Raw genomic sequence first — 13,814 nt, forward strand, 5'->3', positions numbered from 1 at the left:
CGCCGTAATGTGCGCCTCGCTATTCCTCTTGTCCGAGGATGCTCTGCCTGAGCCGCATCCAGTGAAAAGAGGATACAAATCCATGTCTATTGCCCCCAATTCATATTCCCGCACCCGCAAGCGCCTGTTGGCCGCCGCCGCTTCGCTCGCCATTGCCGGCGCCATCGGCTTCGGTGCCGTTGCCACCGGCACGGCCCCTGTTCTGGCTGACGCCGTCCGGGTCGAAGCGCCGCAGGTGCCGGGCTTTGCCGATGTCGTCGAGCGCGTTTCGCCGGCCGTGGTCAGCGTCAAGGTCAAGGCCAAGATCGAACCTGCCGCCGATGACGGTTCCGAACAGTCCGATGATCCGGACGGCATGAACAACCTGCCCGACAATCCGCAGCTGCGCCAGTTCTTCAAGCAATTCCGCGGCTTTGGCGATCAGAACGGCCAAGGCGGCGGCAACCGTCGCTTCAGCCATCGCGACCACAACAACGACCAGCCCCGCCCGGTGGCGCAGGGTTCGGGCTTCTTCATCTCCGATGACGGCTATCTCGTCACCAACAACCATGTCGTCGAGGAAGGCTCTGCCTTCACCGTGGTGATGAATGACGGCAAGGAACTCGACGCCAAGCTGATCGGCACCGATCCGCGCACCGATCTGGCCGTGCTCAAGGTCGACGGCGTCGGCAAGTTCACCTATGTCGATTTCGCCGACGATTCCAAGGTTCGCGTCGGCGACTGGGTGGTGGCCGTCGGCAATCCGTTCGGCCTCGGCGGCACTGTCACCGCCGGCATCGTCTCGGCCCGTGGCCGCGACATCGGCGCCGGCCCTTATGACGACTTCATCCAGATCGACGCCTCGGTCAACCGCGGCAATTCTGGCGGACCGACCTTCAACCTCAACGGCCAGGTCGTCGGCATCAACACCGCGATCTTCTCGCCCTCGGGCGGCAGCGTCGGCATCGCCTTCGACATTCCGGCCTCGACCGCCAAGCAGGTTGTGCAGGATCTGATGAAGAGCGGCTCGGTGCAGCGTGGTTGGCTCGGCGTCGAAATCCAGCCGGTCACGTCGGATATCGCCGAATCGCTGGGCTTGAAGTCGCAGAACGGGGCACTGGTCTCCAGCGCCCAGGACGGCGGTCCCGGCAAGAAGGCCGGCATCACCGCCGGTGACGTGATCACCCAGGTCGAAGGCAAGGACGTTGCATCGCCGAAGGAACTGGCCCGTCTGATCGGCGCCTACTCGCCCGGCAAGTCGGTCGACGTCACGGTGTGGCGCGACGGCAAGAGCGAGACGATCAAGGTCGATCTCGGCACGTTGCCCTCGAGCGACAAGCAGGCCTCGGCCGACCCGCAGCAGCCCGCAGCACCGGCAAAGCCGGCCGCGCTGTCCGATCTCGGCCTCACCGTCACCAAGTCGGAGAACGGCAAGGGTCTGGTGGTGACCGATGTCGACCCCGACAGCGATGCCGCCGATCGCGGCATCCAGCCCGGCGATGTCATCACCTCGGTCAATTCGACGGAGGTGAACGGCACCGAGGACGTCGCCAAGGCGATGGCCGATGCGGTCAAGTCAGGCCGCAAGGCGGTGCTGATGCAGATCACCCGCGATGACTCGAACCGCTTCGTCGCGCTTCCGGTCGCCAAGGGCTGACATCGAACACTTTTCCAGTGCGGCGATTTCAACACCCCCGAGCCGCCGCACGGGAAAGCAAGGGGCCGAACGCGTTAGTCAGTCATCGTGTTCTGCCCCCGGCGGCAGCGGGCCCCCATCGCCCGCTGCCGCTCTAACAGCAAAGTTTCACGCTCATGGCGGCCCCTCAATCTTCCAGCGAAATCGCGTATAACGGCTCTATGAAGATTCTCGTCATAGAGGACGATCGCGAGGCGGCCGACTACATGCAGAAGGCCTTTACCGAGGCCGGACACACCGCCCATGTCGCCGGCGACGGCGAAACCGGCTTCGCGCTTGCCGATGCCGGCGACTATGACGTGATGGTGGTCGACCGTATGATGCCGCGCCGCGACGGGCTCTCCGTCATTGCCGGCCTGCGCTCGCGCGGCAACACCACGCCGGTGCTGATCCTGTCGGCGCTGGGCGAGGTCGATGACCGCGTCACGGGCTTACGCGCCGGCGGTGACGACTATCTGACCAAACCTTACGCCTTTTCCGAGTTGCTCGCCCGCGTCGAGGTGCTGAACCGCCGCGCCAGCGCCAGGGAAGCCGAAACCGTCTACCGGGTCGGCGACCTCGAACTCGACCGTCTCTCCCATTCCGTGAAGCGCGCGGCGCGCGAGATCACGCTGCAGCCGCGCGAATTCCGCCTGCTCGAATATCTGATGCGCCATGCCGGCCAGGTGGTGACACGCACCATGCTGCTCGAAAATGTCTGGGACTATCATTTCGATCCGCAGACCAACGTCATCGACGTGCATGTCTCGCGGCTGCGCGGCAAGATCGAGAAGGGTTTCGACAAGCCGATCCTGCACACCGTCCGCGGCGCCGGTTATATGCTGAAGAGCTAGAGCATGATCCCAAAAAGTGGGTACCGGTTTTTGGAAAAGATCATGCTCCAACAAAGGGGTAGATCATGATGAGATTTCAACCAAATCTCATCATGATCTAGACATCCATGGCCCTTTCCTTGCCGGCCATCATGAGAACGACGGCGGCGCGGCTTTCGGCGCTTTATTTCCTGCTTTTTGCGCTCTGCGCCGTGCTGCTCGTCTTCTACATGACGTCGCTGTCGGCGCGCATGCTGACCGGCCAGACCCAGCAGACGATCAATGACGAGGTGCTGGGCCTGGCGCGAGCCTATCAGCGCGGCGGCCTGCCGGTGCTGGTGCGCGTCGTCGAGCAGCGCTCGCGCCAGCCCGGCGCCAACCTCTATCTGATCGCCGATGCCAACGGCCAGATCCTGACCGGCAACGTGCAAAGCCTGGAGCCGGGCGTGCTCGAGACCGACGGCTGGACGACCGAGCCATTCTCCTACCGGCGCTTCGGCGAGGGCGAGCTCGAGCGGCAGCGCAATCAGGCTGCCGACCCCAACGGGGCGCAGCCCGGCGAGCCCGAAATTCAGGTGGAAGGCGAGAAGGGCCACAACGCCATCGCCCTGGTGCTCAGGCTACCCAACCAGATGATAATGCTTGTCGGCCGCGATCTCGGCGAGCCCGAGCGCTTCCGTGCCGTCATCCGCCGCGCCCTGATGCTGGCGCTCGGCATGATGGGACTGGGCGGGCTGCTGATCTGGTTCTTTGTCGGCCGCGCGGCGCTGAAGCGCATCGACAGCGTCTCGGAGGCGAGCCGCCGCATCATGGGCGGCGACCTCACCGGCAGGCTGCCGGTGACCGGTGCCGGCGACGAGTTCGACCGCCTGTCGGAGAACCTCAACACCATGCTGGCCAGGATCGCGACGCTCAACGAAGGCCTTAAGCAGGTCTCCGACAACATCGCCCATGATTTGAAGACGCCGCTGACCAGGCTGCGCAACCGCGCCGAGGCTACGCTTTCGGGCAAGCCCAAGACCACCGACTACCGGCAGGCGCTGGAAGGCACGATTGCCGAGTCCGACCAGCTGATAAAGACCTTCAACGCCATCCTGATGATCTCCAGGCTAGAGGCGGGCTATTCCTCGGAAAGCACCAGCAAGGTCGATCTCGCCGCCGCAGTGCGCGATGTGGTCGAACTCTACGAGCCGGTGGCGGAGGAGGCGGGTGTCGCACTTGAGACGAATATCCAGGGGGATTTCGCCGTCAACGGCAATCGCGAGCTGATCGGCCAGGCGCTGTCCAACATTGTCGACAATGCGATCAAATACTCCACCGATTCGACCGAAAAGCCGGCAGTGCATGTGACGCTCCAACGCCTCGGTCACGACATACGGCTTTCCGTCGCCGACAATGGCCAGGGCATCCCCGACGATGCCGACCGCGCCAGGGTGACCGAGCGATTCGTGCGGCTGGAAAAGAGCCGCTCGCAGCCGGGGTCCGGCCTCGGCCTCAGCCTCGCCAAGGCGATCATGACGTTCCACAATGGCAAGCTCGAACTTCTGCCCGCCAATCCCGGATTGTCCGTTATCATGAGTTTCCCCGCGCGGGAGGACCATTGATGGCGGTGAGAATGGCTGCGAAACCGATCGAGACCGAATGGCAGCTTCAACTGGCGGCAAAGCTCGCGCCGCTGGACAGGAGCCGCGCCCGGCGCGAACTGTCGGTGCTCGCAGCCGACGCCGAGGACGAGAACCTGCCGCGGCTGGCGAAATTTTTGGGCGGCAAGGGTGCGGCACAGGAGTTCCTCGCTGCCGTCTTCGACCTCTCACCCTTCCTGCGCGATGTCGCGCGCCGCCGTCCGCAAATCCTCGACGCGCTGTTTGATGATGGTGTCGAGGCCAGGCTGGCCAGCATTAGCGACGCCATCGGTACTGCGGCCTTTACGGATGCCGTTTCCGAATCCAGCCTGATGATGGAGCTCAGGCAGTGGAAGGGGGAAGCTCACTTCCTGATCGCGCTCGCAGACCTTTCCGGCGAGGCCGAAACCGCGCTGACGGTCAGGCGTCTCAGCAACCTCGCCGACACCTGCACCCGCGCGGCGGTCGACTTCCTGCTGCGCGAGGCGCACAGCCAGGGCAAGCTCAAATTGCCGGACCCCAACAATCCGGCGCAGCAGTCCGGCTGGATTCTGCTCGGCATGGGCAAACTCGGCGCCCATGAACTGAATTTTTCCTCCGACATCGACCTTGTCGTCTTCTTCGATCCGGAAGCGCCGGCGATCGTCGATCCGCTCGATGCCACCGAGCTGTTTGCGCGTCTGACCCGCAGGCTGGTGCGCATCCTCCAGGACCGCACCGAACACGGTTATGTCTTCCGCACCGATTTGAGACTCCGTCCCGATCCCGGTTCGACGCCGCTGGCGATCCCGGTCGAGGCAGCGCTCCGCTACTACGAGGCGCGCGGGCAGAACTGGGAGCGTGCCGCCATGATCAAGGCGCGCCCGGTGGCCGGCGATCTCGCCGCCGGCGACGCGTTCCTGCGGGAGCTACAGCCCTATGTCTGGCGGAAATACATGGACTATGCCGCGATCGCCGACGTCCATTCGATCAAGCGCCAGATCCATGCCCACAAGGGCCATGGCGAGATCGCGGTGAAGGGCCACAACGTCAAGCTCGGCCGTGGCGGCATTCGCGAGATAGAGTTCTTCGTCCAGACCCAGCAGCTGATCGCCGGCGGCCGTTTTCCCGAACTGCGCGGACGCGAGACCGTGCCGATGCTGGGTGCGCTGGCGGCGCGCGGCTGGATCACCGCCGATGCCCGCGACACGCTCACCCGCCAATACTGGTTCCTGCGCCGCGTCGAACATGCCATCCAGATGGTCGCCGACGAGCAGACGCACATCCTGCCGGACGATGATGAAGGGCTGGAACGCATCGCTCATATGCTGGGCTTTGCCGACGCCGCCAAATTTTCCGAAACTTTTCGCGCGGCTTTGCATGAGGTCGAGCGCCATTACGCTGCGCTGTTCGAAACAGCTCCGGAACTGTCGGCAGGCGTCGGCAATCTGGTCTTTACCGGCGATGTCGACGATCCTGACACGCTGCGGACCTTGCACGGGCTCGGCTTCAAGCGGCCGAGCGACATCTGCCGCGTCATTCGCGGCTGGCATTTCGGCCGCTACCGCGTCACCCAGTCGGCTGAAGCGCGTGAGCGGCTGACCGAACTGACACCGGCGCTGCTCAAAGCCTTCGGCCAGACGCGCCGGGCCGACAAGGCTTTGGTGCGCTTCGACGAATTCCTCGCCGGTCTGCCCGCCGGCATCCAGCTGTTTTCGCTGCTGCAGTCCAATCCCGCTTTGCTGAAGCTGATGGCGACCATCATGGGTGCCGCGCCCCGGCTGGCTGCAATCATCACCAAGCACCCGCATGTCTTCGACGGTCTGCTCGACCCGGCGCTGCTGAACGAACTGCCCAACCGCGCCTATCTGTCGGCGCGGCTTGCGGCTTTCATCGAAGGCGACAGGGCCTATGAGGACGTGCTCGACCGTCTGCGCATCTTTGCCTCCGAGCAGAAGTTCCTGATCGGTGTACGCCTGCTCGCCGGCTCGATCACCCCGAGCCGTGCTGGCCGTGCCTTTTCCGACCTCGCCGACCTGACCATCGACGCCGCACTGCAGGCAGTGACGGCCGAATTCGCACTCCGCCATGGCCGTATCGCCGGCGGCACGGTGTCGCTGCTCGGCATGGGCAAGCTCGGCAGCCGCGAATTGACGGCCGGCTCAGACGTCGACCTCATCCTGCTCTACGACCACGACGCCGATGCCGAAGAATCCGACGGCGACAAGCCGCTGGCGCCGTCGCATTACTACACCAGGATGACGCAGCGGTTGATCGCAGCCGTCTCTGCGCCGACCGCCGAGGGCGTGCTCTACGAACTCGACCTGCGCTTGCGGCCATCCGGCAACAAAGGGCCGGTGGCGACCCATGTCGACGCCTTCAAGAAATACCAGCGCCAGGAAGCCTGGACCTGGGAGCACATGGCGCTGGCCCGGGCCCGCGCCATTGGCGGCGACGCGGCACTGTGCGCCGAGGTCGAAACCGAGGTGGCGGCACTTCTGGCCTTGCCGCGCGATGTCGACAAGGTGAAGGCCGAGGCATCCGAGATGCGCGCGCTGATCGAGAAGGAAAAATCGCCGCGCGATCTCTGGGACATCAAGCTGATCCCGGGCGGCCTGATAGACCTCGAATTCATCGCGCAGGTGGCCGTCATCACCGGTCAGGTCGAAGCCGGCGGAAGGCTGACCGCTACCGGCGAAATCCTGTCGCATCTGGTGCCGGATTTCGTTGACGCCGATGTCAGGCAAGAGCTTTGCGAAGCCTACCAACTTTATCTGGCGCTGACCCAGATGACGCGGCTTTGCCTCACCGGTGCCTTCGAACGTGACGACGTTCCGCCGGGATTGTCGGATCTGCTTCTGGCGGTGACTGACCTGCCGGATTTCGGTGTGCTGGAAGCACATCTCAAGGAAACGTCGCAAAAGGTCAGAAAGGACTTCGACCTTTTGCTTCGTACGAAAGGGTCGTGAGGGCGTGAAGCGCTGACGGCTGTTTCGGATCGCATCGGGGGTGACGATGCAACAGGAGATATCAATGAGAAAGACAACCGGACTTGCCCTTGCCTTCGTCGCCTTGGCCGGCGCCGTTGGCACCACCGCCTATGCCGAGAACAATGCCAGCGCCAGAATGCGCGAGGGCACGATGATGCGCCTCGACAAGGCGATGAAGGATTCCAACGGCACCATCAACTTCGACCAGTTTTCCGACGCCATGAACGCACGGCTGAAGAAGCTGGTCGCCGACAATGGCGGCAAGCTCACCGTCGCCCAGCTCGCCGACGCGCTGGAGAAGGCGCGTTTCGAGGAAATGGCCAAGCGCATCGTCGCCCGCTACGACACCAAAGGGGACGGCACGCTGACCACGGAAGACATCACCGGGCGCGAGAAGAAGGTGTTTGCCATGCTCGACCGCAACAATGACGGCAAGATCGAGCGCAACGAGCTGCCGAAGAACGGCCGCATGGGCCGCCACCGCCAATGGGACGGCGGCGACGACAGCATGCAGTGAATGGCGACAGGTCTCCGGCGGCGAAAGCCGCCGGGGACCTTACACGACCGCTCGGCTACTCGCTTCTTTGAACACGGCGCAGAGCGCGGCTCGCATGAGCCTGCAAAATCCGCTCGCGCAGATACGCGTAGAAGCGAGGCGGCAGCATCCCATAGTGAAAGCGGGTGGGCCTGCTTCCCGCAATGGACCTGAGATCAGGCCCGGGCCAAAGGAAATCGTTGGTTTCGCTGATAAGCACCCATGACGGCATATCGTCGAGTCCGAGATGGGCCTTGAGTGGCGCAGGTATTTCTATCGCATCGGCGGGATCACCCGGAGCCGAGTGAGTAATCGGAACCACTGTGACGACCTCGCGGCCCTCCACGATCCGACGCGCGGCAACGATTGCGCAGGGCCGATTCTTGCGACCTTCTTCCGCACCTTTGCTGTGCTCGTCCGCCCATAGATAGGAGTAGGAAATCACCAGACCGGGGACAGGCTTGGGCAGGCTCACGGCGTCCAATCTTTGAGCATCGCATCCAGCTCGTCATATTCTGATGGGACGGCGCTTTTGGCGATCGCGTCCAAGGTCTCGTCGTCCAGGTCCTCAACGGCACGGGCGACCCGTCCCTTGACCAGCACTTCAAACATTGCCGCCGAGAGAAGCACCGTATGGGTGCGGCCATTTTTCGTAATCGCAACCGGCGCCCGCTGTGCGGCGTCCTGGAAGCGTCCGACGTTCTGCTGGAATTCGGTCGATGTCACGCGCATGAAAAGCTACCTCTTTGTCTATAATAGATAGAATAGATAACCTTTTCAAGGATGGCTGTTTCAGCACACGGGGATAGGGTGGCCTACCTCAGGCCGCTGCCTTCACCGACGGCGCGGCCTTCTTCACCGGGATGCGCACCGACACGATTGTGCCGACGCCTTCGGTCGAGCGGATTTTCAGCGCGCCGCCCTGCAACTCGGCCAGTGAGCGTGAGATGGCGAGCCCAAGGCCGGAGCCAGCGTGGTTCTTGGAGAACTGGTTCTGCACCTGTTCGAATGGCCGCCCAAGCTTGCTCAGCGCCTCCTTCGGAATGCCGCAGCCATTGTCTTCGATGGTCAGCACCAGCGCGCCCGAAGTGTTGCGGGCGCGCACCGAGATATGGCCGCCCTGGCCGGTGAACTTCACCGCATTCGACAGAAGGTTGATGGCGATCTGCTTGATGGCCCGGCGGTCGGCGAACAGCGTCATGGTATCGGCGATGCGGGTTTCGACCGTGATCGATTTCTCCGCCGCCTGCAGCGAGATCACCCGCACCGTCTCGCGGATCAGCGGACAGAGATCGATTTCCTCGCGGTCCATCGAGAATTGGCCGGCCTCGATCTTCGACATGTCGAGTATGTCGTTGATGACGCCGAGCAGATATTTGCCGCTGCCGTTGATGTCGTTGGCATATTCCTCGTAGCGCGGCGAACCGAGCGGCCCGAACAGGCCCTGTTCCATCAGTTCGGAGAAGCCGATGATAGCGTTGAGCGGCGTGCGCAGTTCGTGCGACATGTTGGCCAAGAATTCGGACTTGGCCCGGTTGGCGGCTTCGGCGCGCTCGGTTTCCTTCATGTATTTGCGGTTGAGCTCGACCAGTTCCCTGGCGCGTTCCTCCTCGGCCCGACGGGCGAGGCTGAGGTCGTGGATGGTCGCCATCAGCCGACGCTCGCTGTCGACCAGCTTTTCCTGGTGCAGTTTGATCTGGGTGATGTCGGAGCCGACCGAGACGGTGCCGCCATCCCTGGTCCTCAATTCGTTGACCTGAAGCCAGCGCCCGTCGGAGAGCTGCCGCTCGAAGGTCGCGCCGCCTTGCGGTCCATTGGTGTTGGCCAGCCGACGTTCCGAGGCGAAGGCCAGCATGCGCTCCTCCAGCACGGCACGCGAAGCGCCGGGCATGACGTCGCGGTCAGACAGTCCGTTGTCCTTCTGGTATTTGGAATTGCACATGATCAGCCGCTGGGCGGCATCCCACAGCACGAAGGATTCGTTGATGTTCTCAATTGCGGTCCTGAGCCGCAGGTCGGCCGCCTCCGAGCGCAACGCCAGATGCCGCTGTTCGGTGACGTCGACGGCAATGCCGATCAGCTGGATCTCAGGCGCTTCCGGGTCGATCACCTGGGCCCTGGCGCGCATCCACACCCACTGGCCGTCGGCGTGGCGCATGCGGAACACCTGGTCGATATGGTCGATCTCGCGCTCGACGATTTTGTTGGCCAGCTCGAACAGGTCGCCGTCTTCGGGGTGGATGATGTCGTCGACCTCGCCGAACGACAGCATCGAGTTGCAGGGCTCGTAGCCCAGCATGTCGTACATCGAGCGCGACCAGTACATCTTGCCGCGCACCATGTCCCAGTCCCACAGGCCGCAGCGGCCGCGCACCAAGGCCATGTCGATGCGCTGGTGGGCTTCGAGGTAGATGCGGTCGGCCGTCTGCGCGCGCGATGCCTGGCCGAAATAGGCGTAGAGGATGATGATCAGCACACCTGCCGTCAGCACGAACAGCGTGACGTTGAGCGACACGGTTTTGCGCCAGCTGTCGAACACCGCTTCCTGCGGTACCAGCACGGCGGCGGCGTTCTTCCTGTCGCGGGTCAGGCTCACCGCCGCGTACCAGTCCTGTCCGCCGATGCTGACATCCATGACGCCAGCGCGGTCGCCGAACATGAACAGGGGCTGGCCGTCCAGCACCAGGCTGTCGAGCGATCGCCCTTGCCAGCCGGTCGAAAGCGGCGACACGGCGATGATCTTGAAGGCGCTGTCAGTGATGACGAGCACGTGGCTTCTGCCCATGGCGCCTTGGCGGCTCGTGCTTTCCAGCAGATCGATGGCGCCGCTGGCGGCCGCGTTCGGATCGGCCGAGATTGCGTTCGCCATCTGGCCGGCAGCCAGCCCCAGCACTGCCTTGACGTCGCGCTCGGTCTCGTCGCGCTCGTTCATCAGCGAGAGGACGCGCAGTGCGGCGATGACGATCAGGAAGATGATGATGAGCGCCGGTATCGAGCGACGCAGAAGGGGTTCGGCAGCCAGGAGCCGCCGGTAGGCTGGTTCAGCAATGAGCCGCGTATTGCCGGCAAGGCCGTCGCCTCGCGCCTTGCGCCGCTCAAAAGCTGTCCCTTCGGGCGCGCCCCACGCGTCCGCCTTGGCCATAAATGGCACTCCCCGAATTTCCGTACGCTTGACGATCCGGCAACACCGCACGTCCGAATCGTCTGTAAAGAATCAAAGGTGATTCGCCTTGTCCAGTGGCGCGGGCAAAAAACATTAAAAATTGATTGAAATAACGCAGCGCCGGCTCTCCCTCCCCCTTGAGGGGAGGGTGGCCCGAAGGGCCGGGTGGGGTCGTCGGCGAAGTGCTCGACTTGTTCAATCACGGTCGAAGTTGGTTGAAGTCGCGCACTGCCGCAACGACCCCACCCGTCCATCCGCCTTCGGCGGCTGTCCACCCTCCCCTCAAGGGGGAGGGGTAATCACGCCAGGGTCCGCTCCACAATATCGCGCAAATCCGCCGAGAGGTTCTCGGCACCGGCGATCGCCAGCAGCGCTTCCCGTGCCTTGCCCTGTCTGCCCGGTTCCAACGAACGCCAGGAGCGCAGCGCCGTCGCCAATCTTGCCGCGACTTGCGGGTTGCGCTTTTCGACCTCGAGTACGGTCTGCGCAAAAAACCGGTAGCCTTCGCCGTCGGCGCGGTGGAAGCCGGTCTGGTTGGCGCTGGAAAATGTGCCGACCAGCGAGCGCACCCGGTTCGGATTGGCCATCGAGAAGGAAGCGTGGCCGATGAGCTTGCGCACCGTGTCCACGGTCCGTGGTCCCGGCACGCTGGCCTGGATCTGGAACCATTTGTCCATGACCAGCGGATCGGCCCCATAGCGCGCCTCGAAGCTGGCCAGCGCCTTGGCCGCCTCGGGCGACCCGTCATGGCGATGCGCAAGCACGGTGAGCGCCGCGGCGCGGTCGGTCATGTTGGTCGCGGTCTCGAAATGCCGGGCGGCGAGCGGGGCGCCTCCCGGCAACAGCGAGAGGTAGTCGAGCAGGATGTTGCGCAGCGCCCGTCGTCCCGCATTTGCCGCATCGGGGCTGAACCGACCATCGTCGGCAAGGCGACCGTAAAGATTGGCGAAGGCGTCCTGGTTGGCGCGGGCGATTGCCAGCGCCAGCGCCTCGCGGGCGGCAAAGATGGCGTCGGGATCGATGGTCCTCCCGATGTCGCGGGCAATGTCGGCCTCGCCGGGAAGCGAAAGCGCCAGCGCGCGGTAGGCGGGCTCAAGCGTCTCATCGCCGGCGATCTTGCCGGCAAGCCCGGTCAGCCTGGCGCTGAAGGCCGGTTTCGCGCCGCCGAGGATCTGGCGGAAGGCCGCTATCAGTGCATCGGTGAGCAGTGTGTTGAACGCCTGCCAGCGCGCGAACGCGTCGCTGTCGTGGCCGGCGAGGAAGAACTGGTCGTCGGCCTTCTGCTCGACAGAAAGCGTGATCGGTGCCGAAAAGCCGCGGTTGAGCGACACCGCCGGCCGCTCGTCAACGCCGGAGAAGCGCACCATATGCCGGCGCTTGCGGATATGGATGACGCCATCCTCGACGGCGGCGCCCTCGACGCCGCCATAAGCGACCGGCTCGCCGCCGGGGCCGACCAGGCCGAAGGCGAGCGGAATGTGCATCAGCCGCTTGCGGCTTTCCGACGGTGTCGGCGGCACCGACTGCTCGATCTCGAGCGTGAACTCGCGCGTTGCCGGATTGTGCGTCGAACTGACGGTCAGGTTCGGCGTGCCCGCCTGATGATACCACAGCGCGAACTGCGACAGGTCGCGCCCTGAGGCGTCCTCGAACACCTTCAGGAAATCTTCGATCGTCGCGGCCTCGCCGTCATGGCGCTCGAAATAGAGGTCCATGCCGGCGCGGAAGGCTTCCGGCCCGAGAATGGTGCGGATCATGCGCACGACTTCCGAGCCCTTTTCGTAGACCGTCGCCGTGTAGAAATTGTTGATCTCGCGGTAGCGGCGCGGCCGCACCGGATGCGCCAGCGGCCCCTGATCCTCGGGGAATTGATGCGCCCTCAGCGTGCGCACCTCGGCAATGCGCTTGACCGCGCGCGAGCGCTGGTCGGCGGAGAATTCGTGGTCGCGAAAGACCGTCAGCCCTTCCTTCAGGCAGAGCTGGAACCAGTCGCGGCAGGTGATCCGGTTGCCTGTCCAGTTGTGGAAATATTCATGCGCGATGATCGCCTCGATATTGGCGAAATCGGCGTCGGTCGCGGTCTCCCGGTCGGCAAGCACATATTTGTCGTTGAAGATGTTGAGGCCCTTATTCTCCATCGCGCCCATGTTGAAGTCGGAGACGGCGACGATGTTGAAGACGTCGAGATCGTATTCGCGGCCGAACGCCTGCTCGTCCCATTGCATCGAGCGCTTGAGCGCATCCATGGCGTAGCCGGCAAGCCCCTCCTTGCCCGGCTCGACATAGATGCCGAGCTCGACCTTGCGGCCGGACATCGTGACGAAACTGTCGGCGACCTGGCCGAGATTGCCAGCCACCAGCGCGAACAGATAGGACGGCTTGGGGAAAGGGTCGTGCCATCTGGCATAGTGCCAGCCATCGGCCAGCGCGCCGCTTTCCACCGGGTTGCCGTTGGAGAGGAGCAACGGCGCCTCGTCCAGCCTTGCCTCGATGCGCACGGTGTAGACCGACAGGATGTCGGGGCGGTCGAGGAAATAGGTGATGCGGCGAAAGCCCTCGGCCTCGCATTGCGTGCAATAGACATTGCTGGAGCGGTAGAGGCCCATCAGAGCCTCATTGCTGGCCGGTGCGATCTCGGTCTCGAGCAGCAGCTCGAAGCGGGCCGGCGGCCTCAAAATGGTCAGCTGGTCCGGCGTGGCGAGATAATCCACCGGCGCGAGCTCGCGGCCGTCGATGGCGATGCGTTTCAGCATCAGCCCGTCGCCGTCGAGCACCAGCGGCGCCGAGGCGGCGGCGCCATCGCGGCGTTCGATCGTAAGCACGGCGGTGACGCGCGTTGCGTCTGGCGAAAGGCGAAAGGTCAGGCCGGTTTGCGGAATGGAAAAGTCGCTGGGGCGATAGTCTTCGAGCCTGAAGACCTGGCCGGTATCGGTTCGCATTCCCTGGGGTTTCCCTGTCGCTATCGGAGGCCGCTGACGTGTCCGCTGGCCCATAAAATCTGAAGTTGGGCGCTCTTTACACGAAACGGTCCCTCGACA

Annotated in this window: 9 protein-coding genes; 5 read left to right on the forward strand and 4 right to left on the reverse strand. The window is 64.0% G+C overall.

Going from position 1 to position 13,814, the window contains the following annotated elements; all coding sequences use genetic code 11:
* Window positions 1–82 precede the first annotated feature (82 nt).
* From AC1DXM_RS16430 to AC1DXM_RS16450, 5 genes are all read left to right on the forward strand, one after another.
* Window positions 83–1,636, forward strand: coding sequence for a Do family serine endopeptidase (locus AC1DXM_RS16430; RefSeq protein WP_477234220.1), 1,554 nt, complete (start codon window positions 83–85; stop codon window positions 1,634–1,636).
* Between the two features lie 200 nt (window positions 1,637–1,836).
* A complete protein-coding gene (locus AC1DXM_RS16435; RefSeq protein ID WP_112564197.1) occupies window positions 1,837–2,508 on the forward strand; it encodes a response regulator transcription factor in 672 nt (223 codons plus the stop codon).
* 107 nt (window positions 2,509–2,615) lie between these two features.
* A complete protein-coding gene (locus tag AC1DXM_RS16440; protein WP_477234222.1) occupies window positions 2,616–4,091 on the forward strand; it encodes a sensor histidine kinase in 1,476 nt (491 codons plus the stop codon).
* An 11-nt stretch (window positions 4,092–4,102) separates the two neighbouring features.
* Window positions 4,103–7,057 carry a bifunctional [glutamine synthetase] adenylyltransferase/[glutamine synthetase]-adenylyl-L-tyrosine phosphorylase gene (locus AC1DXM_RS16445; protein ID WP_477234224.1) on the forward strand — a complete coding sequence of 985 codons (2,955 nt, stop codon included), beginning with the start codon at window positions 4,103–4,105 and terminating at the stop codon, window positions 7,055–7,057.
* A gap of 64 nt (window positions 7,058–7,121) precedes the next feature.
* Complete coding sequence (locus AC1DXM_RS16450; RefSeq protein WP_477234226.1) at window positions 7,122–7,595, forward strand: EF-hand domain-containing protein; 474 nt, start codon at window positions 7,122–7,124, stop codon at window positions 7,593–7,595.
* A 55-nt stretch (window positions 7,596–7,650) separates the two neighbouring features.
* Here AC1DXM_RS16450 and AC1DXM_RS16455 read toward each other — a convergent pair whose 3' ends face one another.
* The 4 genes from AC1DXM_RS16455 to pepN form a co-directional block, all read right to left on the reverse strand.
* A complete protein-coding gene (locus AC1DXM_RS16455; protein ID WP_477234228.1) occupies window positions 7,651–8,088 on the reverse strand; it encodes a type II toxin-antitoxin system PemK/MazF family toxin in 438 nt (145 codons plus the stop codon).
* Window positions 8,085–8,345 carry a type II toxin-antitoxin system prevent-host-death family antitoxin gene (locus tag AC1DXM_RS16460; protein WP_477234230.1) on the reverse strand — a complete coding sequence of 87 codons (261 nt, stop codon included), beginning with the start codon at window positions 8,343–8,345 and terminating at the stop codon, window positions 8,085–8,087. The genes AC1DXM_RS16455 and AC1DXM_RS16460 overlap by 4 nt, the downstream gene beginning before the upstream one ends.
* A gap of 88 nt (window positions 8,346–8,433) precedes the next feature.
* Window positions 8,434–10,755 (reverse strand): PAS domain-containing sensor histidine kinase, encoded by a 2,322-nt coding sequence (locus AC1DXM_RS16465; RefSeq protein ID WP_477234232.1) that lies wholly within the window; start codon window positions 10,753–10,755, stop codon window positions 8,434–8,436.
* A gap of 320 nt (window positions 10,756–11,075) precedes the next feature.
* Window positions 11,076–13,715 (reverse strand): aminopeptidase N, encoded by a 2,640-nt coding sequence (gene pepN, locus AC1DXM_RS16470; protein WP_477234234.1) that lies wholly within the window; start codon window positions 13,713–13,715, stop codon window positions 11,076–11,078.
* Between the last annotated feature and the right edge of the window lie 99 nt (window positions 13,716–13,814).

Source organism: Mesorhizobium sp. P3_A2, from assembly GCF_056403115.1.